The organism is Geobacillus sp. CX412 (assembly GCF_027942335.1).
Lineage (GTDB): Bacteria > Bacillota > Bacilli > Bacillales > Anoxybacillaceae > Parageobacillus_B > Parageobacillus_B toebii.
Genome location: NZ_CP103462.1, coordinates 1 through 25,415 on the forward strand (window position 1 = coordinate 1; position 25,415 = coordinate 25,415).

Annotated in this window: 27 protein-coding genes and 7 pseudogenes; 7 read left to right on the plus strand and 27 right to left on the minus strand. The window is 39.6% G+C overall.

Translation table 11 applies throughout. The annotated features are described in order from the left end of the window. Window positions 1-197: 197 nt before the first annotated feature. Window positions 198-696: pseudogene (locus NXM86_RS18025) on the plus strand (helix-turn-helix domain-containing protein); the annotation flags it as partial. 162 nt (window positions 697-858) lie between these two features. On the opposite strand, the gene NXM86_RS18030 reads toward NXM86_RS18025, so the two are convergent. The 14 genes and pseudogenes from NXM86_RS18030 to NXM86_RS18095 form a co-directional block, all read right to left on the minus strand. Beyond that, window positions 859-1,641, minus strand: coding sequence for a sulfite exporter TauE/SafE family protein (locus NXM86_RS18030; RefSeq protein ID WP_498959083.1), 783 nt, complete (start codon window positions 1,639-1,641; stop codon window positions 859-861). A 60-nt stretch (window positions 1,642-1,701) separates the two neighbouring features. Then, on the minus strand, window positions 1,702-1,929 hold the full coding sequence (locus NXM86_RS18035) for a sulfurtransferase TusA family protein (protein ID WP_108897626.1): 228 nt from the start codon (window positions 1,927-1,929) through the stop codon (window positions 1,702-1,704). 15 nt (window positions 1,930-1,944) lie between these two features. Next, the gene (locus NXM86_RS18040) at window positions 1,945-3,075 is read right to left on the minus strand and encodes an MBL fold metallo-hydrolase (protein ID WP_498959084.1); all 1,131 of its coding nucleotides are present in this window, start codon (window positions 3,073-3,075) and stop codon (window positions 1,945-1,947) included. Next, window positions 3,029-3,154: a hypothetical protein gene (locus NXM86_RS18045; RefSeq protein ID WP_498959085.1), complete on the minus strand. Its 126-nt coding sequence runs from the start codon at window positions 3,152-3,154 to the stop codon at window positions 3,029-3,031. Before NXM86_RS18045 ends, NXM86_RS18040 begins: the two co-directional genes overlap by 47 nt. Before the next feature lie 47 nt (window positions 3,155-3,201). Beyond that, window positions 3,202-3,771 (minus strand): sulfurtransferase TusA family protein, encoded by a 570-nt coding sequence (locus tag NXM86_RS18050; RefSeq protein WP_498959086.1) that lies wholly within the window; start codon window positions 3,769-3,771, stop codon window positions 3,202-3,204. Window positions 3,772-3,798: 27 nt separating this feature from the next. After that, on the minus strand, window positions 3,799-4,095 hold the full coding sequence (locus NXM86_RS18055; protein ID WP_498959087.1) for a rhodanese-like domain-containing protein: 297 nt from the start codon (window positions 4,093-4,095) through the stop codon (window positions 3,799-3,801). A 15-nt stretch (window positions 4,096-4,110) separates the two neighbouring features. Next, window positions 4,111-4,476, minus strand: coding sequence for a rhodanese-like domain-containing protein (locus tag NXM86_RS18060; RefSeq protein ID WP_094245782.1), 366 nt, complete (start codon window positions 4,474-4,476; stop codon window positions 4,111-4,113). A 16-nt stretch (window positions 4,477-4,492) separates the two neighbouring features. Then, window positions 4,493-4,975 carry a DsrE/DsrF/DrsH-like family protein gene (locus NXM86_RS18065; protein ID WP_094245781.1) on the minus strand — a complete coding sequence of 161 codons (483 nt, stop codon included), beginning with the start codon at window positions 4,973-4,975 and terminating at the stop codon, window positions 4,493-4,495. Between the two features lie 50 nt (window positions 4,976-5,025). After that, entirely contained in the window at window positions 5,026-5,253 is a 228-nt protein-coding gene (locus NXM86_RS18070) for a sulfurtransferase TusA family protein (protein WP_108897621.1), read from the minus strand. Between the two features lie 100 nt (window positions 5,254-5,353). Next, window positions 5,354-5,602 carry a metal-sensitive transcriptional regulator gene (locus NXM86_RS18075; RefSeq protein ID WP_498959113.1) on the minus strand — a complete coding sequence of 83 codons (249 nt, stop codon included), beginning with the start codon at window positions 5,600-5,602 and terminating at the stop codon, window positions 5,354-5,356. Beyond that, window positions 5,594-6,082, minus strand: a pseudogene (locus tag NXM86_RS18080) (class I SAM-dependent methyltransferase); the annotation flags it as partial. The gene NXM86_RS18075 and the pseudogene NXM86_RS18080, both read right to left, overlap by 9 nt. Window positions 6,083-6,270: 188 nt before the next feature. Beyond that, window positions 6,271-7,398, minus strand: a complete 1,128-nt coding sequence (locus tag NXM86_RS18085) for an MBL fold metallo-hydrolase (RefSeq protein WP_498959088.1) — start codon at window positions 7,396-7,398, stop codon at window positions 6,271-6,273. Window positions 7,399-7,488: 90 nt separating this feature from the next. Continuing rightward, window positions 7,489-7,722, minus strand: coding sequence for a glutaredoxin family protein (locus NXM86_RS18090; protein ID WP_108897617.1), 234 nt, complete (start codon window positions 7,720-7,722; stop codon window positions 7,489-7,491). Between the two features lie 20 nt (window positions 7,723-7,742). Further along, window positions 7,743-8,132, minus strand: coding sequence for a DsrE/DsrF/DrsH-like family protein (locus NXM86_RS18095; RefSeq protein ID WP_108897616.1), 390 nt, complete (start codon window positions 8,130-8,132; stop codon window positions 7,743-7,745). Between the two features lie 781 nt (window positions 8,133-8,913). Here NXM86_RS18095 and NXM86_RS18100 point away from each other — a divergent pair. Both NXM86_RS18100 and NXM86_RS18105 read left to right on the plus strand, forming a co-directional pair. Beyond that, window positions 8,914-9,126 carry a LysM peptidoglycan-binding domain-containing protein gene (locus NXM86_RS18100; protein ID WP_270897437.1) on the plus strand — a complete coding sequence of 71 codons (213 nt, stop codon included), beginning with the start codon at window positions 8,914-8,916 and terminating at the stop codon, window positions 9,124-9,126. A gap of 343 nt (window positions 9,127-9,469) precedes the next feature. Beyond that, a complete protein-coding gene (locus NXM86_RS18105) occupies window positions 9,470-10,321 on the plus strand; it encodes a glycosyl hydrolase family 18 protein (RefSeq protein WP_108897613.1) in 852 nt (283 codons plus the stop codon). 24 nt (window positions 10,322-10,345) lie between these two features. On the opposite strand, the gene NXM86_RS18110 is transcribed toward NXM86_RS18105, so the two are convergent. The 7 genes from NXM86_RS18110 to NXM86_RS18140 form a co-directional block, all read right to left on the minus strand. Continuing rightward, window positions 10,346-11,458 (minus strand): sensor histidine kinase, encoded by a 1,113-nt coding sequence (locus tag NXM86_RS18110; RefSeq protein ID WP_498959090.1) that lies wholly within the window; start codon window positions 11,456-11,458, stop codon window positions 10,346-10,348. After that, the gene (locus NXM86_RS18115) at window positions 11,448-11,777 is read right to left on the minus strand and encodes a winged helix-turn-helix domain-containing protein (protein WP_498959092.1); all 330 of its coding nucleotides are present in this window, start codon (window positions 11,775-11,777) and stop codon (window positions 11,448-11,450) included. The genes NXM86_RS18110 and NXM86_RS18115 overlap by 11 nt, the downstream gene beginning before the upstream one ends. A 17-nt stretch (window positions 11,778-11,794) precedes the next feature. Further along, complete coding sequence (locus NXM86_RS18120) at window positions 11,795-12,130, minus strand: response regulator transcription factor (RefSeq protein WP_498959093.1); 336 nt, start codon at window positions 12,128-12,130, stop codon at window positions 11,795-11,797. A 27-nt stretch (window positions 12,131-12,157) separates the two neighbouring features. Further along, the gene (locus NXM86_RS18125) at window positions 12,158-12,697 is read right to left on the minus strand and encodes a TlpA disulfide reductase family protein (protein ID WP_333723906.1); all 540 of its coding nucleotides are present in this window, start codon (window positions 12,695-12,697) and stop codon (window positions 12,158-12,160) included. A 31-nt stretch (window positions 12,698-12,728) separates the two neighbouring features. Further along, window positions 12,729-13,436: a cytochrome c biogenesis CcdA family protein gene (locus NXM86_RS18130; RefSeq protein WP_108897609.1), complete on the minus strand. Its 708-nt coding sequence runs from the start codon at window positions 13,434-13,436 to the stop codon at window positions 12,729-12,731. 78 nt (window positions 13,437-13,514) lie between these two features. Further along, on the minus strand, window positions 13,515-14,222 hold the full coding sequence (locus NXM86_RS18135; RefSeq protein WP_108897608.1) for a hypothetical protein: 708 nt from the start codon (window positions 14,220-14,222) through the stop codon (window positions 13,515-13,517). 557 nt (window positions 14,223-14,779) lie between these two features. After that, window positions 14,780-14,902, minus strand: a complete 123-nt coding sequence (locus tag NXM86_RS18140; RefSeq protein WP_244910497.1) for a hypothetical protein — start codon at window positions 14,900-14,902, stop codon at window positions 14,780-14,782. A 379-nt stretch (window positions 14,903-15,281) separates the two neighbouring features. On the opposite strand from NXM86_RS18140, the gene NXM86_RS18145 reads away from it, so the two are divergent. Then, window positions 15,282-16,160, plus strand: a complete 879-nt coding sequence (locus tag NXM86_RS18145) for an IS982-like element ISGth1 family transposase (RefSeq protein ID WP_498959096.1) — start codon at window positions 15,282-15,284, stop codon at window positions 16,158-16,160. Window positions 16,161-16,371: 211 nt separating this feature from the next. Here the strand turns inward: NXM86_RS18145 and NXM86_RS18150 are convergent. Beyond that, window positions 16,372-17,285 (minus strand): annotated as a pseudogene (locus tag NXM86_RS18150) (tyrosine-type recombinase/integrase). Between the two features lie 315 nt (window positions 17,286-17,600). On the opposite strand from NXM86_RS18150, the gene NXM86_RS18155 reads away from it, so the two are divergent. Continuing rightward, entirely contained in the window at window positions 17,601-17,891 is a 291-nt protein-coding gene (locus NXM86_RS18155) for a hypothetical protein (protein ID WP_042410031.1), read from the plus strand. 107 nt (window positions 17,892-17,998) lie between these two features. Further along, a pseudogene (lepB, locus tag NXM86_RS18160) lies at window positions 17,999-18,555 on the plus strand (signal peptidase I). A 943-nt stretch (window positions 18,556-19,498) separates the two neighbouring features. Here the strand turns inward: lepB and NXM86_RS18165 are convergent. The 3 genes from NXM86_RS18165 to NXM86_RS18175 all read right to left on the minus strand — a co-directional run bounded on the left by NXM86_RS18165 (window position 19,499) and on the right by NXM86_RS18175 (window position 22,775). Beyond that, window positions 19,499-21,598: a heavy metal translocating P-type ATPase gene (locus NXM86_RS18165; RefSeq protein ID WP_042410014.1), complete on the minus strand. Its 2,100-nt coding sequence runs from the start codon at window positions 21,596-21,598 to the stop codon at window positions 19,499-19,501. 18 nt (window positions 21,599-21,616) lie between these two features. Next, complete coding sequence (locus tag NXM86_RS18170; protein ID WP_042410013.1) at window positions 21,617-21,943, minus strand: ArsR/SmtB family transcription factor; 327 nt, start codon at window positions 21,941-21,943, stop codon at window positions 21,617-21,619. A 91-nt stretch (window positions 21,944-22,034) separates the two neighbouring features. Beyond that, window positions 22,035-22,775 (minus strand): ZIP family metal transporter, encoded by a 741-nt coding sequence (locus NXM86_RS18175; RefSeq protein WP_161939236.1) that lies wholly within the window; start codon window positions 22,773-22,775, stop codon window positions 22,035-22,037. A gap of 334 nt (window positions 22,776-23,109) precedes the next feature. On the opposite strand from NXM86_RS18175, the pseudogene NXM86_RS18180 reads away from it, so the two are divergent. Continuing rightward, window positions 23,110-23,600: pseudogene (locus tag NXM86_RS18180) on the plus strand (PCYCGC motif-containing (lipo)protein). 79 nt (window positions 23,601-23,679) lie between these two features. On the opposite strand, the pseudogene NXM86_RS18185 reads toward NXM86_RS18180, so the two are convergent. Beyond that, window positions 23,680-23,783 (minus strand): annotated as a pseudogene (locus NXM86_RS18185) (undecaprenyl-diphosphatase); the annotation flags it as partial. A 271-nt stretch (window positions 23,784-24,054) separates the two neighbouring features. Next, window positions 24,055-25,337: pseudogene (locus NXM86_RS18190) on the minus strand (cell wall-binding repeat-containing protein). Between the last annotated feature and the right edge of the window lie 78 nt (window positions 25,338-25,415).

Here is a 25,415-nt window from a genome sequence, read left to right on the forward strand (position 1 = left end):
AGAGATATGGGAGCACCGATCGACGCATCTTTTTGCACGTACATTCAGTTCCTGATTTTACTTATATCCCCTTATATGGAATCATTTATAGATTCCACAAACCTTTCCTCTCGACGGTCGGGGGAATGATCCGATAGGATAGAGACAGGATGGACCGATAAGGTCCTAGAATGGGATGAACGAAGGAGGAGATCGAAATGAATGAGTCGATGAGACAGGAGATCGCTTTATTTCGGTATGGATTGATCGCTCCATTGGTGAATGGACAAGTCGATCCAAAAACGTACTTGAAGGAAGTAGCGGAACGGATCCATCAAGTTCCCCACCATGGAGAGAAACGCATCGCCGCCAAAACGATCCTCGACTGGTGCACGCAGTACAAAAAAGGGGGCTTTGAGGCACTGAAGCCGAAACGACGGTCGGACCGTGGCCATTCCCGGAGGCTGTCACCTGAAGAAGAGGATCACATTTTAGCCCTGAGAAAAAAAACACCCCCACATGCCCGTGACGGTGTTTTACCAACACCTTATCGAGCAGGGGGAAATCCAATCCATCTCTTATTTCACTATATACCGACTTTTAAAAAAATACAACCTCGTGGGGAAAGAAATTTTACCGATTCCTGAACGAAAACGATTCGCGTACGATCAGATCAATGAGCTCTGGCAAGGTGATTTGTCCCATGGCCCGTTGATTCTCGACCGTATAATGGAACATATTCGTTTAACCACCTTTCTTCATCATATAGCAGGCATCAGTCAGCTTAGTTATATGCAGAGCAAAAACTTAGTATTCAGTAGGCAAAGAATCTTCAATTATAGTGCACCGCGCTGCGGTTGCTTTATCTAAAGAATTCATCTACAAAATATCGACCCAAATTTTCACCGCCGTTGCCAAAATTAAAACGGCTAAAATGACTTGGAGTACTTTTGTATTCATTTTTTGTCCTGCTTTTGCCCCTAGCGGTGAGGCAATCAAACTGGCAACCACCATAATGAGGGCAGGGATGTAATCGACCTGACCAGTGGTGATTTTGCCAAATGTCGAGCCAATGGAAGAAATAAAGGTGACAGCCAATGAAGTGGCAATCGTCATTCTAGTAGGAATTTTCAGAATCACGAGCATCACAGGAACGAGAAGGAACGCCCCCGCCGCCCCGACAATCCCGGAGCCAATTCCGATCAGAAATGCCAATGCGGCGGCCAGCCATTTGTTAAAGATCACTTTGTCCAACGGAATATCATCAATCCCTTTTTTCGGTACAAACATTATGATGGCTGCCAAAGTCGCCAAAATACCGTAAACGACGTTAATCGTTCCTTCGCTCATCAGTTTGGAGCCGTAGCCGCCGATGAAACTGCCGATTAAAATACTAATCCCCATATAAAGAATTAACGTTTTATTTAAATAACCGCCTTTTCGATATGCCCATACACCACCAATCGTGGCGAAAAAAACTTGCACGGCGCTAATGCCCGATACTTCATGGGCGCTAAACGCGGCAAGACCAAATAGCGGTGGAAGATAGAGAAGCATTGGATATTTAATAATGGACCCGCCAATGCCAACCATTCCAGAAATGAATGAACCGATAAAACCTATGAGAAAAATCACGATGATGAAATTCAGCGTCACTTCCATCAACACGTCACTCCTTTTGACGTTGTGAAAAATAGGGGGCACTTAATGTCCCCCGAATGATTATTTTCTTTTTATCCAAAATTTCCATACACCGTTTTCTTCTTTATAATCGACTAACTCATGACCGCTTACGTTTATCCAAGCGGTTAGATCATTTTTTGCTCCTTGATCCGTTGTTTCGATTTCAAGTATTTGGCCGGGCGGTAAGTCATCGATAGCCTTTTTTGCTTTCACAACGATCATGGCACAAGATAATCCTTTTGTATCTATGATCTTATTTGCATTCATTTTCTCACTCCTCAATTAACGAGTATGATGCAGCGCACAACGGTTTGGGCCGATTTCGAGTTCTTGCTGCTGTTCGATGTCGACCGCTTTTAGCCCGCGGTTAATCGCTACGATATCTTCAAAGTTTGGCGGTGTCTCTGTATTCGCGTTTTGAACGACAATATCGATAAATTCTTGTTTTTGCTTATACCGCATCATGTCGTTGCGGGCGCGAATGTTGCCTAATGTATCGCCGATATATCTCGCTTTGCTCATTTCTTCATCCAAATTAGCGTAATGGGCAGGCAGAACGATTACATCATCCGCAATCGCGGCTACTTTTTCGTATACCGTGTCATACAAATCCGCGGCCCATTCCGCCGCTTTTCCGCCTAAATCCGGGCGTCCGAGTCCGCCGACAAAAATTGTATCTCCAGAGAAAAGCAATTGATTATTCACGAAGAAGGAAACACTTCCCGGCGTATGCCCTGGCGTTTTCACCGCTAATACTTCTAATTGCACTTGCGCAAAATCAATGCGGTCATGTTTTTCCAGCGGTTCGAAATCAAACACCGCTCCTTCGCTTTTCATCAAATAGTATGTCGCTCCTGTCCGTTCCGCTAGCGCTTTTCCGCCGGAAATATGGTCGGCGTGCAAGTGGGAATCGACGATATGCGTAATCGCTACTCCTTCTTCTTTTGCGACTTGTTCATATACATCAATAAACCGCGACGGGTCCACGACAAGCGCTTCTTTTCCGGAAATCACCATATAAGAGAGACATCCTTTTCCGACACGAATGAATTGATATACTTTCATCTTGTCATCTTCATATACTTTTGCTTTATGAAGATGTTCACTCCACGCTTTCATGCCGCCAACGAGCGTATAAATATTGTCAAATCCTGCTTCTACTAATTGTTCTGCAACAAACGCCGCTGAACCGCCTTTGGCACAAACGACGACAACCTCTTTTTCTTTTGGAAGGCGGTCGATTACCGAATTGACACCATCAATCAACTCAAAGTATGGAACATTAATATATTCAAAGTTCTCCCCTTCAATTTTCCAATCATGAAAATCGCTTTCGTTACGTACGTCAAAAATAACGAGATGTTCTTTATTTAATACTTTTTCCGTGAAAATGCGCGCCTTTGGAGTGGCCATTTTCATCCCGGGTGGAGAGCAAGCGTTGCTCATGGAACTTTTCTGTTAATGTTTGCACCGTCATTTCTTTTACCGCCATTTTTATACCCCCCTATAGTATATTTTTGTTTTTAAAAAACCGCTCAATCAGGATTGAGCTGTATCGAGCGGCCCGTTCCATTGGGACATGCCTGGAACAACATTCCATACATTAGTAAATCCTTTTTCTGTTAATTTTTGTGCCGCTAAATCGCTGCGCGTGCCAGTACGGCAAACAACATAAATCGTTTTATCCTTCGGCAACTCATTAATGCGATCTTCTAATTCTCCAAGCGGAATCGAAATAGCGCCTGGTATATGTCCGAACGCATACTCCGCCGGCTCGCGGACATCTATAATGACCACAGAATCATCATTTATTTTTTCCGCCAGCTGTTCATTGGAAATTACATGAGAATATGTTGCTTCGCTTTTTGTCTCATGGTCACTTGCTTTACGAATATAATGTTTTAACACGTTTCCTTCTTCAATCGTTCCTAAGTATTGATGGCCGGTACTTTCCGCCCATGCTTTGATATCGGCTTTCGAACCTTTATCGGTTGCCTGTACTTCAAGCACTTGTCCCGGTTGCAAGTCATTGATCGCTTTTTTTGTTTTTACAATTGGCATTGGACAAGATAATCCCTTTGCATCGACTGTCATATCTACACGAATCATGCTGCATTCCTCCTTTTGCCGTTTTATTTATTCCACAGGTCCTTCCCAGTCCAACATGCCGCCAGTCATATTGACAACGCGATATCCATGTTTTTCAAGAAGTTCTGCCGCCCGTCCGCTTCGCCCGCCGGAACGGCAGACAAGAATATACTCTTTATTTTTATCAAGCTCATCCATTCGGAATTCAATGAGCCCAAGCGGAATATGCATAGCCCCTGGGATTTTTCCAGCCGCGACTTCATCCGCTTCACGCACATCGACAATATTCAGCGGCTTTCCCTCACGAAGCAACGTTTCCACTTCTTTTGCTGTGATCGTCTTCATCTCGTTCCCCCTCCTTTACACCCATGCATTGATTCCGCCTTTCACATTTGTCACATGTCGGAAACCCATTTTCTTTAATAGTTTGCTCGCTTTCATGCTTCGCATACCACTTTGGCAAATGACGATTACTTCTTTTTCTTTTGACAGCTCATGTACCCGAGAAGGAAGTTCATTCAGTGGGATATTTTTAAATCCCGGCAAATGGTGAGCTCGAAACTCCATCGGTGTGCGGACGTCAACATATTGCACATCTTTTTTCCGCAGTTGCTGCTTCAGTTCCGTCGGGGTGATCATCCGCACTCCCTTCGGCGGCAACACTCTGCTTGTGATAAACCATATAATGAGAATGAATAAAACGATGTTAACAATTGTTTGGACCATGTCGATGTCCCCTCATTTAAATAAACAAATTTACATTTCCTTCAGAAGCATCGGCTAAATACGCGGCCACTCCTGCAAATTCAATTCCATCGATCAGTTCTTCCGGCTTCAATCCTAAAAGATCGACTGTCATTTGACAGGCTACGAGCTTCACCCCTTGCTCTTTCGCCATGTCAATGAGTTGCGGAAGGGGCATGGCATTGTGTTTTTTGATGACATGTTTAATCAATTTCGGGCCGATGCCCGCAAAATTCATTCGCGACAAGCCCATGCGGTCGGCGCCGCGAGGCATCATTTTCGCAAACATTTTTTCTAAAAATCCTTTTTGGACTGGAGCGTGGGCGTCTTTACGCAATGCGTTCAGCCCCCAGAACGTATGGAAAATCGTTACATCATGATCGTAAGCAGCGGCGCCGTTGGCGATGATGTACGCCGCCATTGCCTTATCGTAATCGCCGCTAAACAAAATGATTGTCGTTTTTTTCTTTTGTTGCGACATCTTTCGCCCCCCTCCATGAATCATATGCAAGTGTACAGTAAGCGATCGTATTATCCTTTTTCGATCCAGAAAGTTAGAATGCCATTTTCTTCTTTAATATCGATCACTTTATGGCCGCTTGCCTGCGCCCACGCCGGCAAGTCGCTTTTTGCCCCTTTATCGGTTGTTTGGACTTCCAATACTTGACCAGACGTTAATTCATCCATCGCTTTTTTTGCTTTAACGACCGGCATCGGGCAAGACAATCCTTTCGCATCCAATACTTTTGCTACATTCATTTTTGATAACCTCCTTGATTTACTATTACTCCTATGGGTATATTAATTATTAATAAAAAGAGTGTTGTCAACACCTTTTATACTTGTTGACGCGACGATTTTAGCGACTTTTTATGAGCAATTCCACTGCTTCTTTCACAAGATGATCCGTTTTCTCGCCTTTTTCCAAACTTTCACGAAGACAATGTTCCAAATTAGAGCTGGCGATCACCGCAATGGCGCGATCAATCGCATTGCGCGCTGCCGACAGTTGGGCAACGACGCTTTTACAATCTTTTCCTTGCTCCATCATACCAAGAACCCCTTTAATTTGTCCTTCGATTCGTTTTAAGCGGTTTTTGGCAAGCAAGTTACTTGAAGCGATTCGTTCGTGCACAGGCGGTCCCATTTCACTGTTAATCACTTCCCATTCAATGAACAAAAACTGTCCGTTTGGCTTCATAATGCGGCGAATTTCATCCATCACAGCATCTTTTGGCTCAACCTCATGAAACACGAATGCCATTAAACCTTTATCAATAGAATGAGATGGAAGGGCAGTAGAGCTGACATCCGCGACCTGATACTCAATATTAGTAATCGCCATTTGTTCCGCGCGCTGTTTTAGCAGTTGGATCATTTCCGGTTGTACATCGACAGCATGTACTTTCTCATTTGTTTCCTTAGCAAGCGGTATGGTAAAATAGCCGTTCCCTGCTCCAAGATCAGCGATCACATCGTCCCGTTGAACAGATAAGACAGAAATCACTTGTTCGGGAGAAATCCATTCCTTTCGTTTTGGATCGAGCAGTTTTTCCGCTTTTTCATAATGAAAACGATGTCCAGCCATATGTTCACCTTCCTGCTATTGTGTTTTGCCCTTGCATTAAATCATATCAAAAGCAAGGTGAAAACGAAAGATCGCGAACGTTATACAACGATCCAAAGTGAGACGGCTTTAAAAAATAGAGGGCTCGATGCAACTGCATACCAAGCCCCCTTTTCTTTTTAGCTGCTATATGCTATGAAACGGCTCGGTTATCGTACAGCGCAACGGTTCGGCCCTATTTCCATTTCCCGTTGCTGTTCTTCGTCCGGAGAAAGTTTGCCCATGTTCGTTTGCCGAATTTCTTTGTACGCGTTCGGCTGCGGCGGCAAGTTCTCTGTCACCGTTTTTCGGAATTCTTCCTCGCTTCCAATATTTAAACCATGATTTTGCTTATAGAGAACGCCTAACGCCTCTGCCACACTTCCATCCTCGTTCATTTCATTCGGTCCCATATAGTGCGCTGGCAAAACAACCAAGTCATCAGCGAGTTGTTTATAGCGTTTATATAACGTTTGACGCAAATCACTGACCCAGTCTTGTGCCTTCCCGGCCAAATCTGGGCGGCCGATCGAGTCAATGAACAAAATATCCCCTGTTAATAAATATTGATCATCAACAATAAACGACGTGCTCCCGATCGTATGACCCGGCGAATACAACGCCTTGATCACCACGTTGCCAACTTGGATGCGATCCCCATCTTGAATCGGCGTGTAAGAAAACGTCACTTCTTCCGCATCTTTCGGTGGCAAATAGTACGTCGCTCCAAGTTGTTCGGCCAGCTTGCGGCCTCCAGAAATATGATCAGCATGCAGATGGGTGTCAATCACATGCTTAATGGTAATACCGTGTTCTTTCACAAACCGAACGTATACATCTGTCATGCGGTTTGTATCAATGAGCGCCCCTTCGCCGTTGGACTCGACAAGATAAGATAAGCACCCTTTGCCAAGGCGAACGAATTGATAGAGCGTGCCACCACTTTTCAACTCTCCAATTTTAACTGGTTCTAAATGCTCGCTCCACGCTTTCATGCCGCCTTCAATCGAGTAAACGTTTTGATATCCGGCTTGCTCGAGCTGTTCCGCCACAAACTCCGACGAACCGCCTTTTGCACAAACCGAATAAATCGTCGTGTTTTTATCTTTCGGCAGGCGATCTAAAAACGGCTCCACCCCATCGAGAATTTCAAAATATGGGATATTGACGACCTCTACGTTTTTTCCCTCAATTCTCCAATTAGCAAACTCTTCTGCATTGCGGGCATCAACGATAAACATTTTTTCGCCGCGAATAATTTTATTGGCCACTTCTTTAACTGAAATGATTTTTGCCATCGACTATACCCTCCCTCTAAAAAGATGAATGATCAAAATGCCGTATCCTCTTGGCGGTGTCAAAGACTATTTTTGGGACAAAATCTCTTTTTATCGATTCCATAATTGCATAATTGTTTCCGGGTCAAACCCGAGCACCCATTGCTCGTCAATTTTCGTTTGTGGCACGCCTATTTGCCCAGTTGTTGCAACTAACTTGCGCGCTGCCGCTGGATCTAGTTGAACATTCACCTCAGTAAACGGAATGCCTTGCTCGCGCAAGAAATTTTTTAACATCACGCAATACGGACACGTCGTTGTCGTATAGACAGTGACTTTCTTCATTCTCATTCATCTCCTAATGATCAAAACGCTAATGTAATATCGGCGTCTTTCGCAAATTGCAGAAATGTGGCCGCTCCAGCGACTTCAATTCCATCAACAAACTGTTCTTTCTCAAGCCCCATCACGTCCATCGTCATTTGGCAGGCGATCAACTTCACGCCCATTTCTTGCGCCATTTGGAGAAGTTCTTCAATTGACGGAACCTTCGCTTTTTGGAATCCTTGTTGGAAGTGTTCTTTTCCCGCTGGGATCGGAAGTTGTTTGTGCGCCTCTTTATGGATTAAATTCAATCCTTCAAACGTGAAAAATACTCCCACTTCCGCCTCGACAGCCGCCGCAGCCGTCGCGATATTGAATACTTTGTACGCATCAAACAAACCACCATTTGCAGCAATAATAGCTACTTTCATAATTGATGCCTCCTTATTTTTTTCGTTTATATTTTGGATTAAAAAAATTTCCCTATACACGGGTACATTATTATCCGTGTATCCATTCACATATACACATATAAATTACATATACGTGTATATGTATATTTTATATTACTTAACTTCTCTCCATCTGTCAAAACATTTTCCTTATTGATTTTTATCATACCCTCTCATGCCCTATTGCCATGTTTTAATCTATCCAAAACATCAACACAACTGACAATATCCTGACCGCCTGTTTATTGCAAAATTAAAGTGGTTCTTACGTTCTTTTGGTGAAAAGTCGACATAATTGAGAATAAGAAGCTAAAAATTCTACACACTATTTTTCTCAATTAGTTCCTCCCTATCACCAAGATTGCGTAAGAACCATTAAAGTACAGAAATGTGCAAAATTTTTATGCAATGGTTATGCTGAGAGGCTTTACATGGAGGGGCAGCCATGGTAACATGTTTGGGTTTGCCAAGTCTGTTGCAGTTGGCCGCTTTGCAAAAGAATCATGGTTGTAGAGGCTCCATGTCAAGCCCCCAATAGCGAGAATTCAGATTGAATTTTTATACGATATAAACAAATTTATATACTGAAATGCTCTGCACTTTTTTCTTAAAAAACAACCGCCGCATAGAAAAATAAAAATCGTTTTCACCACTCTAGAACATAGGTTTTGAAAGTTATACTGCGATATAGGAGAATATACATTCACAAATGGCACAAATTATATCCTAGGAAACCATTCTGAAGGGAGGTTTTATTCAAATGAACAAAATTGTTCTAGCCACTATAATTTTATGTTTAGCCATTATCCAATTCCACACTCAGGCCTTTGCCCAGTCCACAAGCAGCTCTTTTATCATCCATGAAGTCAAAGCAGGGGAACCGTTATGGAAAATCGCCAACAAATACAATCAAACCGTAAGCAGTATTCAAAAAATGAACGATCTTTCTACCGATCAAATTGTGCCTGGATAGTCTCTTCTTATTCCAGGAACAACATATACGATTTCTCGAGGAAAATCATTGTGGACGATTGCAAACCGCCATTCTCTTTCGGTTTGGCAATTAGCTCGGTTCAATGGTATTAAAGACCCTTCCGTAGTAAGAAGCAAAGATCTACATTCCGCAATATAAAAAACACCGTATTATGACAGGTGCTTATATGGTGCCGAAAAATAAAGAATCTGATCAATCGCTACTACGTAATTATCGCCCCTTGGTCAGTCAAATCGGTGTATTCGAATATCATCCGGATTGGAATGGAAATTTAAGTTCATTGCAAGCAATAACGGACATTACTGAAGGATGAAAGCAACATATGGTACCAGTAGCCGTTATTACCAACCTAAGTGCAAAGGGATTTGATCATCAATTAGCACACCATATTTTGAATAATCCATCCTTAAGAAAAAAATTAATCAATAATATCGAACGGTTACTCCGATACAATGATTTCAAAGGGGTAAATATTGATTTTGAGGAAGTACGTTCCGAAGATAGGACAGCACTGAATCTGTTTATGAAAGAACTAGCTAATAAATTGCGACCGTCTGGATTCACTGTTTCCATTTCTGTGCCTCCTAAACAAGGAGATCGGTATCCATCTCATTTTGCGGGGTATGATTATGCGGCGTTAGGAAAAGTTGTCGATTATATGTTTCTCATGACGTATGATTGGCACTGCTTTGGAGGGCCTCCTGGACCGATCGCACCCATTAATCAAGTGCGCGCTACTTTAAATTATGCAGTAAATACCGTTCCGAAGCAGAAACTATTTTTAGGTATTGCTATGTATGCTTATGATTGGATCTATTTGCGAAACGGCGCGACAAAAGGAACATCCCATTCACAAAATGAAGCTGTAAAACTTGCCATGGATCACGGGTCGTCAATTATATACGATCCCTCATCAAAATCGCCATACTTTTTCTATACAGATAAAAAAGGAAATAAACATGTGGTATGGTTTGAGGATGCCCGGAGCATTATTGCGAAATATCGATTAATTTCTCAATATGGCATTAGAGGAATGGGGGGATGGAAATTGGGGCTTCCGTTTCCTCAAGCAGAAGCAATGTTGAGGCAAATATTTTGGGTTGAAAACCGTAAATATGTCCTCTCCCACTTGCCAAGGAGCGGGAGGGGATCTTATCTTTTGTTTTATGCATGATCAAAAAACAGACAGAAGCTAATTTCAATTACTGCTGTCCAATTTTCTAGAAGCTAACGGTATCGTAAACCAAAACGAATGTGTATTCCCTTCAGAATACATTCCTACTTCTCCCATATGACGTTCGATAATCTTTTTCACAATCGATAGCCCCAACCCCGTTCCGCCGGTATTTCTACTTCTTGCTGAATCTACTCGATAGAATCGTTCAAATAACCATTCTCTTTTCTCTTCAGGAATCGGTTCTCCTTCTCCTTGCACCGTCACCTTGTACATTCCTTCCTCTTTTCTGCCATAAATACAAATATCCCCATCTCCTATCTTATATTGAATAGCATTTTGTATTAAGTTGTTCATTACTTGCTTCAGGCCATCCCGGTCAACGAGAACTTGTGCCTCTTCGATGCAAACGATATAGGAGATGCCGCGCTGCTCCAAATCTAACTGAAACAATTTTACACACTCTTCTATGAACGTCTTTATATCCACTTTATCTTTTAGCTCAAAATGATGTAAATGTTTGTACTCCCACTCTGTTAATTGATCGAGTTGATTGACCATGCGCGTTAATCGCGCAGATTCCTCGTAAAGTGATTGAAACAATGATTCATCTCCTTTTAATACGCCTTGGCTTAATCCTTCTAGATATCCATTTAGATTGGTCAAAGGCGTGCGTAACTCATGAGCCATATCACTAATCATATTTTTTCTTGCTTCTTCTATCTTTTTTAAACGGATAATCAACTGATTAAAGTTCTTCGTCAGTTCGCCAATTTCGTCTTTCGAAGCCACTTCGAGAAGCTGAGGATACTGACCGCTAGTTAATTTTTTAGTTGATTGGACGAGTTTCTGAAGCGGAGCCACGACTTTCCTTGTTAAATAATAATGCAAAACAACCGCGACAATTACTGCGATGATGCTCGTACGAATTAAATAATATTCCATGGTACTGTTAAAAAAGGCTTTCCTTGCTTCTCCAACCATATTAAATTGATTCACTAAAAAGCAAGCAAAGTCATTAACGGAAACACCTGTCAACCAAATAACGCTGCCAATGACTAACACATTAATCGCGATTAATTTCCAAAAAATTCGGGAATATAGTTTTTCTTGCAAAGTTTTTAATTTAAGACGCAACAAATTTATACCCCATTCCTCGAACCGTTTGAATCCATTTTGGCTGCGAAGGGTTATCTTCTAATTTTTCCCTCAATTTTCCTATATGCACATCAATAGTACGCTCCATCACCCATTTTTCTCCATTTGGATACAACTGTTCTAACAACTGTTCCCGGGAAAGAATTTGATTAGGATGTTGCATGAAAAAGTGAAGAAGGCGAAATTCAGATTGAGTAAGGTGAATTTGCCGTCCATGCAACCAAACTTCTCCCCTGCGCAGCTTAATAGTTAATCCGTTATAAGAAATTTTATTGCATCGTTGTTCTGTTCGTCGCAACACGGCTTCCACACGGGCTACAAGCTCTCTGGGCTAAACGGCTTTATTACATAATCGTCTGCTCCCGCCTGTAACCCAGCAACACGATCTTCCTCCCGTATTTTAGCTGTTAACATAATGATTGGAACATCATGTTTCCAGTCCTGACGAATTTGTTTGCATAGCTCTATTCCATTCATTTTAGGAAGCATGAGATCCAGAATAATTAAACAATGGAAACGCTTTAAAAACATATCCATTCCCATTTCTCCATCTCCCGCTTCCCATACTTCATATCCTTCTTTTTCTAAATATATTTTTACTAATTGCCTAATTTTCGCATCGTCTTCGACAACTAGAATTGGAGTGCTCATGTCCATCTCCTCCCTAAAAAACGGAGTTTATTCCATGGAAGCAATTTTCTCTACCATCCAATCATAGCTCATCGGTCCTGTAATCTTTTCGCGTATGATTCCTTTCGAATCAATAAGATAACTCGTCGGAATGGCTTGAGCTTGATACTTCTCAGACACTTCCCCCATTTCATCAAGAACTACAGTAAACGTAATTCCATAGTCCTTTAAAAAACGAGCAACGTCTTCTTTGTTTTTTTCGGCTTGTGTCAAGTTTACCGCTAATATTTCAACCCCCTCATCTTTGTATTTCTCATAAAATTTTTGCATATCCGGCATCTCTGCACGACAAGGTGGACACCACGTCGCCCACATATTGACAATTACTTTTTTTCCTCGAAAGTCAGACAGCGCAACCGTTTGGCCATCTAATGTTTGTAGTTTAAAGTCTGGTGCACGGTTTCCCTTATTAATTCCTTCCACATAGGAAGAACTATTATTATCTATAGATGAAGATGATTTTCCCTTAAAGGCTGTATCATAGACAGTCCAGCCCAATAAGCCGAACAATATGATAATTGCTATCACTTTTTTCAAAAAAAACACCCCTTTTCAATCCTTAGTACGAAAAGACGGAATAACTCGATAATAAAGCACTTATTTTTTGCATCTGTCCCGTATATAGAAGAACCCCGAGTAAAACCATGACCCACCCGTTTATTACTGATAACGCCGGCAGCCATTTGTTAACATTTTTAACTATTCTTAAAGAACGCGTAATAGCGAGTGAAATGATAAGAAATGGAATTCCTAATCCTAAGGAATAAAACCAGAGCAAGAACATTCCATTGTACATCGTTTCTGTCGATCCAGCCAAAAGCAAAATGGAGGATAAAGTCAAACCAACACAAGGAGTCCAGCCAGTGGCAAACGCCATACCGACAATCATAGAATTAAATATATTTTCTGTTTTCTCTTTACGGAGACTCCATCTCTTTTCACGCATGAAAAACCGAAATTTAAATATTCCAGCCATCTGTAGACCAAAGACTATGATTAATAAGCCGCTAATTTTTTCAATGAATGTGCGGTATTCTATAAAGAATTGCCCAATAAAGCTAGCAGTGGCCCCCATCAGGACAAAAATAATACTAAATCCGAAAATAAACGCTAGCGAACGGGTAAATATATCCCATTTTCTTCCTTGAATTTTGTTATCTTTTACAGATGTTCCGGTAAGATGTGCGACATAGGCGGGAACTAAAGGAAAAATACAGGGCGAGAAAAAAGAAAGCATGCCGGCTGTTAAAGCAAATAACGCAGACATTTTTGTGTTGCACACTCCTTTCCGTCGTTTCATTCTTTTTTCATGATATCTTCCTTATGTTAAGATTTTTTTAAGATTTTAGTTTCTTTCTTTTTTCCACAATAGTACTTTACCAACAACGCCAAACATAAGCATAGAAATGCTCCATACCTGCAGCTTCGATAGCCCAAAGAAATATGAATGTTGGCCAGCGAAAAAGGAAATGAGCAACTGCCCCGTACTAAATAAGATAAGGAAAAAATATGTATGTCCGGGAAAGTTTATCGGTTTTTTACGTAAAAGAACCCATACAATAAGCAAGAAAAACAATAGCAATTTATACAAATGAATTGGATGATGCGTCAATCCAACATGCCACGAATCTTGTGAAATAGGAACACCGTACTGCCGCTGAAACAAATAATAAACGAAGCCAGCCATGACATAGAAAGCTATCAGTGAGTTTGTCAACACATAGATAGGGATCTTTGCACGATATGCTCCAATGAAAACAGAAATAGAAGCAACTACAATTCCCAGGAGAACTCCCTTATTTCCACTAGGCAAATACAAAATGCTCAACGGATTATTCAAAAACAAGGAGGGATCAAATAGCGCGGGGCTGATTTTCCAAATAGCAAGATAATAAAGCAAAGCATTGGACAAAAGAGCTTCTATTTTATCTCTGTATTCTTTCCTCTCGGTTAATAAGAAGTGCAAAAATACATAGCCGCTAATACCAGACAACAGCCATACTAACCAATTGGTGCGGAATAAAAACGGGCCGATTGCTATCACATCACTCATTGATTTACCTCTCCAAATTAAAAAGTGATTATCCACTATTCTACTCCTAAACATTTACACAATACGGAACATTATTACCGATATTCCACGTTATTAATCGTTTCGCTGCTAGGCTTATTTCACTGATATCTCTTAATGATTCATTACAACAATTCCATCTTGAATATAGTGAAAAATTCTATCCTGAAAATACCCAAATTCCAAAATGTATAAACTTAAAATATTCGACAGAAGGGTATTTTCATCCTTCCGATGGCGCCGAATTTTTTCGGCATGGGGGTCTATCTAAAAACTTGTGCTGCTTTTTTTAAACACACTGTCTTCATATACCTATATGTGTATTTTAACTAATTTCTTATCACCTTTACAAAGAAAAAGGACTGATACCCTTATTATAAAAAAATAAGAATGGTTACAATCAACAAGGCGATAGCCATTCTACTTTATAAATTAAAAAATAATAGCCGAACAATAATGTGACTAGTAACATTAACATTGCTAAAAATAAACAAGAGGATGCGATGTACGAAATGTCTGTTCAATAATTTGTTTTGCTTTTAAAAATATCCAATCGTCGAAAAGATCATCGTACATATTCCCGTAATGACCGATAATATGCCGATTATTTGCACCGCTGCATTTGACAAAGGACGGGCGGACGATTTGATATGTAAGTTCATAATCAAAAACCCGATTCCTGTAATCGCAATCGCGGTTCGAATCCATGCTAAAAACGTTCGTTGTTAGCTAATGATGCTGAATGTATTTGGTGTCTTCTGTAACGGTGCGGATTTTTTCCTTCACTTCTTTAACACCTTTCTTCATAAAAATCCTTTCGAGTAAACAATACAAGCCTTTATGTGTTTTTGTTCATCATCGGGGTTTTATCATTGTCATTGATTTTATGTGAATCAATCAACCTTCTTTAATATAAGCAAAATAAATGATTATAATATTAACCCGTGGTGCTAGATAAAATCTCAAGACATAAAAACAGCCCTTGCATGAGGATCTCCTTTAAAATGAAAGTGCGAACAAACATCCAAAAGGAGAAGTCCCATGCAAGAGCACTTTCATTTTACAATAGATCGAGCCAAACTTCAAAAACAATATGTATCGATTTTGTGTTTTGTATCAGCTCAACTATCGAGTATCCAGATTCATCTTCAACGTCGAAATCTTCATTTGTTGAAACAGAAGGACGAGGTCATCATCGCCGTCCATGTCCTTGGAAAGTTGTTAGGCTTCACTTCCGAACGGGCTTGGCACCGGTTTGTGATCGGGAATTTGTTTTCCAAGGACTTGTTCCCTGAACGTTCTCGATACAACCGTCGCTGCCGAGCGCTTGGCTTTGCGGTCAAGTGGATGCGGCACCAGCTGGCCAAGCGTGGACAACACCATGCGTATGCGGTCGTGGACAGTTTGCCGATCGAGCTGTGTCATTCATCCCGAATGTATCGCGCCAAACGGTTTCGTGGAATTGCGGATATTGGCTATTGTGCTTCGAAAAAGATCGCTTTCTATGGGTTGAAACTTCATCTGCAGGTCACCGACCAAGGGCTTCCGATGGGATATGTTGTCACCGAAGCGTCTTGTCACGATCGGGTGGCCGCTGAAACCGTCATGACGCAAATTCCACATCCGTATAACCTCGGTGACAAAGGGTATATCAGCCAAAAGCTGCAAAAGAAGCTGTACGAAGAGCACCGAGTCGCTTTTTGGACGCCCGTTCGAAAAAATCAGCGAATTCGCCAATCGGACGCATGGAAACAGTGGATGAAGCGAAAACGTAAAGTGGTGGAAACCGTGTTTTCGATTTTAGTCGATTCGTATCGGATCACCGAGATTCGAGCGAACTCGGTTTCTGGATTTGAAACGGCACTGGATGGTATTTTACTGGCTTACTCCCTTGTTGTTCTTGGGCTAGTTGAGCGTTAAGACTCAACTAGCACCACGGGTTAAAAATTTTTTAATTACTCGATTAAGCAGACGACGGCGATTTGACCGTCTTTAATTGGAGTAAGTGCTGGTTAATGGGATAAGAAAACGCCAAAGGCCGTGGCAATCCACGAGGAAAGATTCAAAGATGCCATGGCCGTACTGAACTATCCAGTTTGTTATCGGTGATGCCTAAGCACAACAAACTCTGTTAAAATTTCGGCAACGCCTCCACGGCATCCGCCAAATCACTATAGCTGTCTTTTAAGTATCGGGACGTCGTGGCGATATTGCTGTGGCCGGCAAGCCTCCGTACTTTTTCGATATCGTTGTTCGTCGCCTTTAACATCCACTTACAAAACGTATGCCGAAACATATGGGGCGTGAGCTTTTTGTTAGGGAGGCTGTAGCTTTCAATCATTCGCTGAATGCCTCTTACGGAAAACTTCGGCGAGCGCTGGCTGTAAAAGACGTATGGCGATTCGGCCACATGCGGTTTCTTTTCGCCATTTCCGCACGAAACTTAAGCCAATCTTCTAGTTCTGCCAGCAAGATATTCGAGATCGGCACCGTTCTTACCTTCATCCCTTTTCCCACGATCCGAATTCGTTTCATTTCTAAATCTAAGTCCGTTAATTTTAAATTGGATAACTCCTCTACTCGCAATCCCGCATAGGTAAGGAGGTACACCACCGCACGGTCCCGGCGATATTTCTCTTCAGGATCGACACCTCGGCTTTGTACCGGCTTTTTCCGCATCCGTTGCAACAAGTCCTCGAATTCTTCTTCCGTGAGCCACATAATCTTTTCGTTCTCTTCATCGGCCGATTTTAAATCCTGGATATCTCTCATTGGGTTCTGTTCGATCTTGTGATGTTTGACCGCCCACGCATAAAAACTTCGCAGCGAATTAAGCCGGCGATTGATCGTGGAGATGGCCAACGGTTTTCCTTCTGCCGGATTCAACATTTGCTGAATCCATTTGCGGATGTCAGCCGGTGTGACGTAATCGCTTGGACGGATATGTAAATCCTGAAAAAAAATATTTAAGTCATTCGTGTAGGAGATGATCGTGTTTGGGGAAGCACCTTTTTCCTGAAGGTAGATAACATACTCATTTAACATCTTTTCCACCCTTTCACTTATACGACGAGTTTAAAAGGATTCAAAATGCAAAAAATCGGTCAAAAAAATAACATTATATGACGAGTATATCATAAAAAAGAATCAATTGTTAGTCATATAATGTATATTATACGTCCAGTTAAATTGATCTAATGTCACATAATGGCTATTATGTTGCGTTCGTCAATATCCTACAAAATTAGCAAAATCCCTTGTATATCAAGGGGTTTTATTTTTCTCAACTTCGGAAGGAATTTGAACGCAACATATGGAATGAAATTGTTAAGTTGAATGGAATATACTGGAGTGATCATCGTGAAACAAAATGATATTCTTTTCTATCTTGTAGGAGGAGCGATCTTCGGTTTTCTCTTTGGAACCATTCCTGATGAGGCTGTATTCATCATCTCCACTTTATTAGGAGGTATTCTGGCCGTATTAGTCGGTATCTTTAGGGAGTTATTGAACATCTCGAAACAATTGGAGGAGAAAAAAGGAATGACACATCAAGGGCAAAACAGCGTAGAACCGATTCAAGATCCAGAAAAAATTCGAGAAATGAAGGAGTATTTTTATATCTCCAAAAGACAAAGAACTATTTGTTAAAAAGATTGTGGAGTTGAATCAAAATATTAATATTACTTACTTATATGTAATAAAATTCAGGAGCCTTAATAAAATTGATTATTAATGTTTTAAGGGTGATAATGATAATGGAGAAAAAGAAAAGTGAGTTTTGGGGATGGATGAAGGCGATCATTATTGCAATTTTATTAGCTGCTTTTGTTCGGCACTTCATATTTGCGCCGATTATAGTAGAAGGAGAATCCATGATGCCTACACTACACGATCAAGATCGTGTGATTGTAAACAAAATAAAATATTCTTTTGTAAAACCGAAAAGGTTTGATATTATTGTATTCCATACAAAAGAAAAAAAGGATTACATAAAACGCATAATTGGGTTACCTGGAGATCGCATCGAGTATAAAAATGATATTTTATATATAAACGGGAAAGCGTATAAAGAACCTTATCTAGATGAATACAAAAAGCAAAACAAGTTTGGTGGCCCCCTTACGGAATCGTTTACTCTAAAGGACACTCCAATCGGTAGAGACACTGTTCCTGAAGGCTATTTATTTGTAATGGGGGATAATAGAAGATATAGTAAGGATAGTCGTCATATTGGGCCATTCCAATAGATGATGTTGTTGGTCAGGCAAACATAATTTATTGGCCTTTTAAACATATCCGAATAATAAAATAAGCATTTCAAAAAGGTTTTACGACTTTTCAGTAAAACAACTGAAAAGTACCCAATAAATTTATTTTAAAATCAAATCGTAGTTATCAACACTGATAGCTACGATTCTTATTTTCGAGTGTCTCATTAATTTTTTCTCCCGGGTTCAACAGTTTGAAGTCCATTTTAGGAAAACAAAATTTGAAAAGTCCTGTTCTATCGAGGGGTTGAAAATTACTAGTCTAGAAAAAATACTGAGTTTCATAGTGGTTTTATGTCAAGAATGATGTTAGTCTAAAAATTAGACACACCAAATAGAGACGTTATAAAAGTTGGTTGCAGAAGAAGGAAACACTATCGCTGAAACAGCGCGGCATCTCGATTTATCGCCAAAAACATTTCATAGATAGGTAACCGGCTACAAAGAGGATCACGTCAAGGTAAAGTCCAAAGCCGCCAAGGGCTATTTCAATAAACTTGGGTGGGCATATGAACGGAAAGATGACGCTTTTACCCAAAAAGCATGGCGGAAGACACGCACTCCTCATTTATACAGAACAAAGTCCTCGGAATTGCGTATTGGCAATCCCGAGGACTCAAGAGCATTATGCAGAAATATGTTGAACTTCATCAAGATTAGTGAACCACTTAGTTCAGGACCGCGTGCTAGGTGGTGGAGAAGACAAGGGAGAGTCGCCCCGCTCCCCTCTTACTTAATTTCGTAAGAACCATATGACTTTTATAACAGAACACATTTAAGATTTCTTGCCATGCTCGCTCTCGATAATACCTTCTCTACTTGAATGCCTTTCTTTCTAAAATGTTCAATAATCTGTTCTATACTCTTTTTCATTTTCGATTCCGTTTTTTCTGGTTTCATCCGTTTTCCCACCAACGGTTAATCTTTAGCAATTTTATTTTATGCGTGTATCAAATACATCGAAAACTTAGATGTATATTTCTTTATCTAATTTATTACATTATGTTCTTTATTCTCCCACAAAATCGTTAAGCTAATTAAAGTAACTAAAATAGTGGCACCCATATCCGATAAAATAGCAATCCAGAGTGTAAGCAAGCCCGGAATAGTCAGTAATAGAGCTAATAATTTAAGACCTAATGCAAGGGAAATATTTAGTTTGATAATACGATTTACTTTTTTAGCAGTTCTTATAGCGCTCGGTAGTTTTCCAAGATGGTCTTGCATTAAAACGATGTCTGCCGTTTCAATTGCGCTGTCAGTACCTTTTCCCATTGCAATACCCAAATCAGCTGTTGCTAAAGCAGGTGCATCATTGATACCGTCACCAATCATCGCCACTTTGCCTTTTAACGCTAATTCTTTTACCTTTTCCACTTTATCTTCTGGTAACAGATTGGCGTAATACTCTGTTACTCCCACTTTTCGTGCCACTTTCTCTGCTGTTTTTTGATGGTCACCCGTCAACATCACTGTATGTTGAATACCCGCTTGATGGAGCGCCTTAATTAAGCTTTTACTTTCTTCTCTAATTTCATCAGAAATTCCGACTAGCCCCATCACTTGACGTTCATCAGCAAGCAACACTAACGTCAAGCCTTCTTCTTTCATTTTCTCAATATCGGCTTTTACTTTCTCCGTTATTTGTAAATGCGAAATACTTTTCTCGTTCCCCACCCAATATCGTTTGCCTTGAATAAGCGCGATGATCCCTTGTCCAGAAACCGTTTCGATTTCCTCCGGATCATGTAAAGCGACTTCTGTCTCAACCACTTTTTTCATAATTGCCTTGGCCAACGGGTGGGATGAATTTTTCTCAATTGAACCGATAATCCGATAAAACTCATCTTGATCATCTATATAAACCGTTACTTTTTCAACATGTGGCTCTCCTTTTGTAAGAGTTCCCGTTTTATCGAAGGCAATCGTATTAATTTTTCCTAACTGCTCAAGAAACACTCCCCCTTTCACAAGAATCCCGTTACGGGCATTTCTTGTAATCCCAGAAACAATCGCAATCGGTGAAGATAAAATTAATGCACACGGACACCCGACAATCAAAACGGCTAAACCTTGATAAAACCATTTGTTCCACTCGGCACCAAAAAATAGTGGAGGTACCACCATAACTAAAACAGCAACAATCATGATTAGAGGAGTATAATATTTGGCAAAACGATTGATAAACAATTCTGTTGGCGTTTTTGTTTCCTGTGCTTCCTCGACTAAGTGTAAAATTTTGGCTAATGATGAATCCTCATATGATTTTGTAATCTCAATTTTCAAAATCCCTTCGTTATTAATACTTCCGCCAAATACCGTTTCTCCGCTTTCCTTTTCAACAGGTAATGACTCCCCCGTAATGGCGGCCTCATTCACGGAGCTTTTACCTTCCATAACTACTCCATCCGAAGGAATTTTTTCTCCGGGTTTTACTAAAACAATATCTCCTACTTGAAGGGACTCAATAGGAACCACTTTCTCTATGCCATCCTTCAATACTGTCGCTTGCTTTGGAGCCACTTCCAACAATTTTTCCATCGACTTTCTGGCCTTTTCCATTCCAATGCCTTCAAGATATTCATTTAATCCAAAAAGAATGGCAACAACCGTTGCTTCCTTCCACTCTCCTATGGAGATGGCCCCAATTAATGCCACGGTCATCAACGTATCAATGTTGAATTTCAGTTTAACTAAGTTTTTTAAACCTTTCAAAAACGTCTGATATCCACTAATAACCATGGCAATTAAGTACAAACCGATCACCAGAAAACTGTTTGTCTGCTTCTCAAGGAAAAACGCTATGAAATATAAAGCAGTCGAAACAATAAGTAAAAACTTTAAATTGACTCCTTGATGATGTGAATGCTCATGTTCGTGATGATGAGCTTGAGTTTTTTCAATAAATGCTCCGTCTTCTGATAAAATTTTTTCGACTTGTTTTAAATCAACTTTTTCATCAATTTTTAGTTTTCCTGTATTATAATTTAGTGTTGCTGATTCCCCATGTTCTAAACTCCGAATTTTCTTCTCGATTTCGGCGGCGCAATGAGCACATGACAAACCTTTTATTCGATATTCCTCCATGATAAAATCCCTGCCTTTTTAATGATGTCTCGCGTGATCAATTGTTTGTTTCAGGATGTTCATGACATGTTTATCGTCATGAGAATAATACAGCGTCGTTCCTGCGCGTCGGTATTTAACAAGGCGCAAATTTTTTAGAAAGCGCAATTGATGTGACACAGCTGATTGTCCTAACGACAATTTTTCAGCAATTTCGTTCACTGAATACTCCTTTTGTGATAGTAAATATAAGATTCTAATTCTCGTCGGGTCACTTAATGCTTTAAACGTTTGTGAAACAATAAATAAGGTTTCCTCGTCTAAATCCTTATCAACAGATGGTGTAGTATGTTTAGATTCTTCCATAAAATATTCCTCCTATATTGAATATATGAACACATTTTCATATATGCTACAAAAAAAGTATCATAATACTCTATACACTGTCAAACAATATTTAATGAATAAGTAATAAAAACATATAAACAAACAATAAACCAAGTAATACATACAACCCAAACTCATGAAATTTCATTTTTCTTTTGGCTTTCCATAAGATTTCATGGAACGTTACGAATGATAAAGTGCCAATTGCTCCTCCGAACAAGAGAGTATTGAGTTTGTAAGAATTGTCTCCAATTAGAAATCCGATAAAAATGCTTGCGCCAAGAACAACAGCCAAAAAAACAGCACTAATTACAAACAATACGGATGGGGATTCTACAAATGCCATTGACCCCATTAAGGCCATTCCTTCAGGAATATGATGTAGAATCAATGCGGCTAACAGTGGAGAAAGAGAAAATGCATCGGTTTTCATTGTGGTCCCTAACGCCAAACCAGTTGGCAAGTTATGAATGCCAATTGCAACAAGCAAAAGTACAAAAGAACGTATATACTCTAGGCTTCCATTAGCCACATTTAAATTTTTATGTAATAATTTCTCAGCTATACTCATCGATAAAATACCTGCTAATATCCCTAAGACAATTCCCATCCAGCTATTCTGAGTAAAACTTTCTGGAAGCAATTCGAATAGAATCAATCCGAGCAACAGACCGCCGCAGAAAACGAAAGTCCGCTCTATTTTCATTCCTAAAATAAAACGGAATAAAAAGCTGAAAATCCCCCCCAAGGTAATTCCTAAAAACATAAAAATAGTAATGATGGGAACCATTAATATTTCTCTTTCTCCCATGATGTCACCATCCATTTTGTCCATAATTCATTTTTATCTATCCTATGCATGAATGAAACAAAACATGTCTTATCAACATAAAAACACACTTTTCTTTCTGTCTTTCCGCAATAAAATGATTCGAGGTTATAACGGAAAAATTAGATCGTTATCTTTTACATCAAAATTTTTACTTCTTCCGCCTCCCTAGTATCTCATATTCCGTTTAACCACTATGTATTGTGTTGTTTTCAAACTGAAAAGCTTTTCTATGTGTTAAGAAAACGTGTATAATAGAGACGTATCTTTTATGAATATATGTTCATTTATTAATCTAGTGTCAGGAGGATATAAAATGGTAAATTACAAAAAATTTTTCCCTATTACATTATTAAGTGCGTTCTTAATTGTTGGTTGCTCTAATTCGCTACAAGAATCAGGAAACAACAAAAAAGAACATCAACAAACAGAAAGCAGAGATATTGTAGAAGAAACAAAAAGTGTCGAGGTTCTACCAAGTTTCTTGAACGATAAACCGAAGGAAATGAAAAACTTATACGCTAGCGTAGCGAAAAACAGAGAATTGCTTGAAAATATTCCGTGTTATTGCGGCTGCGGTAAATCTTCTGGTCATAAAAATAATTATGACTGCTTTGTATATAAAAATCATAAAGACGGAGCAATTGTGTGGGACGATCATGCTACAAAATGTGGAGTTTGCCTAGAAATTGCGGCCACTTCCATTCAAGATTATAAAGCAGGAAAATCAATAAAAGAGATTCGAAAAAAATTGATGAAGCATATAAAAATGGGTATGCCGAACCGACTCCAACGCCAAACCTGTAATATCTTAATAACGTTGAAGTTTTAAAAGTCCCTGTACTGACTCTTAGATGGAGTACTCTTCAAACTTGTAAGAGTACTCCTAATCTTTTTTATAAAAAACAGCAAGCATGAATCGATAATAAGCAAAAGGAGTTAATTTTATTTTTTTGACATTAGACGCAAGAAAAATTTAATGGAAAGCATACGCTTCAACACCCGCAAAAATAAAATGAGGGCATAGACGATCTGATTCACTCCTTTTGAATAATGCCTCTTGCAACATACCAAGAACTCTTTATAAAAATAAAATTTCATAAATATAATAAATTTTTAATGAAAGATATTTTTACCTAAAAATTACTCGAATCAATAAAGTTAGTTAATATGGGACGGGAGAAAAAGCTTTAGTTTGAACTAACAAAAAACCGTACAGATGCGTTTCTGTACGGTTAATGAAAAATTCTCCAATTTTTTCTTAATGACTTCCATGCCCTTCTCCACTCTCTGGAACAATTTCAAGCTTTTCATCAATAACCCCTTGCGTTTGATACGAAATCAGTTTTTCTGTTCCGGATAAATAAGCATGATTATACGGTCCTACAGTTGGATCGTTTTCAAACGTTGGTTTTAAGGTAGCCATAAACTCATAAACTTCTGGGTAAGTTCGCCATTCTCAAGCCAAATAAGTGGCGCATGTTTTCCTAAATGCGAAAAAGGCGCTGCTGCTAATGCCATTTCAGGAGATTTGGTCGAAACAAATGATAAACCGTGTCCCGGATTGTTTAATCCCCAACCAAATCCTGTTTTCTTATCTTTAAAAGTCGCAAATGCAACAGACTGTTGAGTTGGAGTATCTCCTGAAATTCGTGTAACCTTTCCAAATTCTTTTAACTTCTCTTCGACTTCCTTTGATATTATGGACTGAGGACCTAAAATGTAGATATTCGCTTTTCCTTTTCTTTTTTTCAATGCTTCTTCTGTTTGTTTCGGAATTTTATTTTGACTAACGTATAAAATCGGTTCTTCCATATGAGCAATCCAATTGGCCGCAGGAATCGTATAAAGTTTTGCTTTTTCCTCAAAAGAACCAATGATGACACTCTCTGGTAGTTTACCTGCTACTTCAGCATACAATTGATCAATTTTTTGTGCTAATGCTGCATAATCGGTTTCATTAATTTGTTGAACTTTATAACGTTTTAGTTTATCCAACTCTTGTTTCGGCAAGTTACCGATAACAAAAATTTGTGTACCGTCTTTAATCCCAAGTGGATTTAAACGTTGAATTTCATTCAACACTTGATTTGGAATTGTATTGTTTTTTGTAAATAAAATAGGTCCGTTATTTGGATGATGAATAAGATCAGCTGCAGCCAATGTTGCTTGCCAATTTTCAAGGGGAGCTAGGATAATCCCATTTGGTTGATTTTCTTTATGAGTAGCCGGCCATACCGTTTGTGATACTAATACCGAAAGTTCAACTGGATCATCAGTATTTAATCGAGTAACGTTTTTTGTTGACAATGTAAGAAGATTTTTACTCGCTTCTTCATTATATACACTCGGTTCTTGAACAACTATAGCTGTGTTTTCCTTGTCATTGCTTGCTCCATTCGATTGACTACTTCTATGCTGACTATGCTCCATTGATTGCTCTGCTTTTTTTGAGTCATTTCCATTTTGTGCGCTACAACCTGCCGCAATAATAGTAGACGCAAAAAGTGCAATTAACATTTTGAGAATTTTTTTTGTGTTCATCTATCCATATTACCCTCCTTGATTTCTATTATGTTCAGTGATTAAACTGTTAAAAAATACTTGTTTAAAGACTCTTAA

Excerpts from the sequence above, each read along its gene's own strand:
- NXM86_RS18030 (WP_498959083.1), bottom strand. The coding sequence starts at position 1,641 with ATGGAAGTGACGCTGAATTTCATCATCGTGATTTTTCTCATAGGTTTT.
- NXM86_RS18035 (WP_108897626.1), bottom strand. The coding sequence starts at position 1,929 with ATGAATGCAAATAAGATCATAGATACAAAAGGATTATCTTGTGCCATG.
- NXM86_RS18040 (WP_498959084.1), bottom strand. The coding sequence starts at position 3,075 with ATGGCCACTCCAAAGGCGCGCATTTTCACGGAAAAAGTATTAAATAAA.
- NXM86_RS18045 (WP_498959085.1), bottom strand. The coding sequence starts at position 3,154 with ATGGCGGTAAAAGAAATGACGGTGCAAACATTAACAGAAAAGTTCCAT.
- NXM86_RS18050 (WP_498959086.1), bottom strand. The coding sequence starts at position 3,771 with ATGATTCGTGTAGATATGACAGTCGATGCAAAGGGATTATCTTGTCCA.
- NXM86_RS18055 (WP_498959087.1), bottom strand. The coding sequence starts at position 4,095 with ATGAAGACGATCACAGCAAAAGAAGTGGAAACGTTGCTTCGTGAGGGA.
- NXM86_RS18060 (WP_094245782.1), bottom strand. The coding sequence starts at position 4,476 with ATGGTCCAAACAATTGTTAACATCGTTTTATTCATTCTCATTATATGG.
- NXM86_RS18065 (WP_094245781.1), bottom strand. The coding sequence starts at position 4,975 with ATGTCGCAACAAAAGAAAAAAACGACAATCATTTTGTTTAGCGGCGAT.
- NXM86_RS18070 (WP_108897621.1), bottom strand. The coding sequence starts at position 5,253 with ATGAATGTAGCAAAAGTATTGGATGCGAAAGGATTGTCTTGCCCGATG.
- NXM86_RS18085 (WP_498959088.1), bottom strand. The coding sequence starts at position 7,398 with ATGGCAAAAATCATTTCAGTTAAAGAAGTGGCCAATAAAATTATTCGC.
- NXM86_RS18090 (WP_108897617.1), bottom strand. The coding sequence starts at position 7,722 with ATGAAGAAAGTCACTGTCTATACGACAACGACGTGTCCGTATTGCGTG.
- NXM86_RS18095 (WP_108897616.1), bottom strand. The coding sequence starts at position 8,132 with ATGAAAGTAGCTATTATTGCTGCAAATGGTGGTTTGTTTGATGCGTAC.
- NXM86_RS18100 (WP_270897437.1), top strand. The coding sequence starts at position 8,914 with ATGAACAAAATTGTTCTAGCCACTATAATTTTATGTTTAGCCATTATC.
- NXM86_RS18105 (WP_108897613.1), top strand. The coding sequence starts at position 9,470 with ATGGTACCAGTAGCCGTTATTACCAACCTAAGTGCAAAGGGATTTGAT.
- NXM86_RS18120 (WP_498959093.1), bottom strand. The coding sequence starts at position 12,130 with ATGAGCACTCCAATTCTAGTTGTCGAAGACGATGCGAAAATTAGGCAA.
- NXM86_RS18130 (WP_108897609.1), bottom strand. The coding sequence starts at position 13,436 with ATGTCTGCGTTATTTGCTTTAACAGCCGGCATGCTTTCTTTTTTCTCG.
- NXM86_RS18135 (WP_108897608.1), bottom strand. The coding sequence starts at position 14,222 with ATGAGTGATGTGATAGCAATCGGCCCGTTTTTATTCCGCACCAATTGG.
- NXM86_RS18140 (WP_244910497.1), bottom strand. The coding sequence starts at position 14,902 with ATGAACTTACATATCAAATCGTCCGCCCGTCCTTTGTCAAATGCAGCG.
- NXM86_RS18145 (WP_498959096.1), top strand. The coding sequence starts at position 15,282 with ATGCAAGAGCACTTTCATTTTACAATAGATCGAGCCAAACTTCAAAAA.
- NXM86_RS18165 (WP_042410014.1), bottom strand. The coding sequence starts at position 21,598 with ATGGAGGAATATCGAATAAAAGGTTTGTCATGTGCTCATTGCGCCGCC.
- NXM86_RS18170 (WP_042410013.1), bottom strand. The coding sequence starts at position 21,943 with ATGGAAGAATCTAAACATACTACACCATCTGTTGATAAGGATTTAGAC.
- NXM86_RS18175 (WP_161939236.1), bottom strand. The coding sequence starts at position 22,775 with ATGGGAGAAAGAGAAATATTAATGGTTCCCATCATTACTATTTTTATG.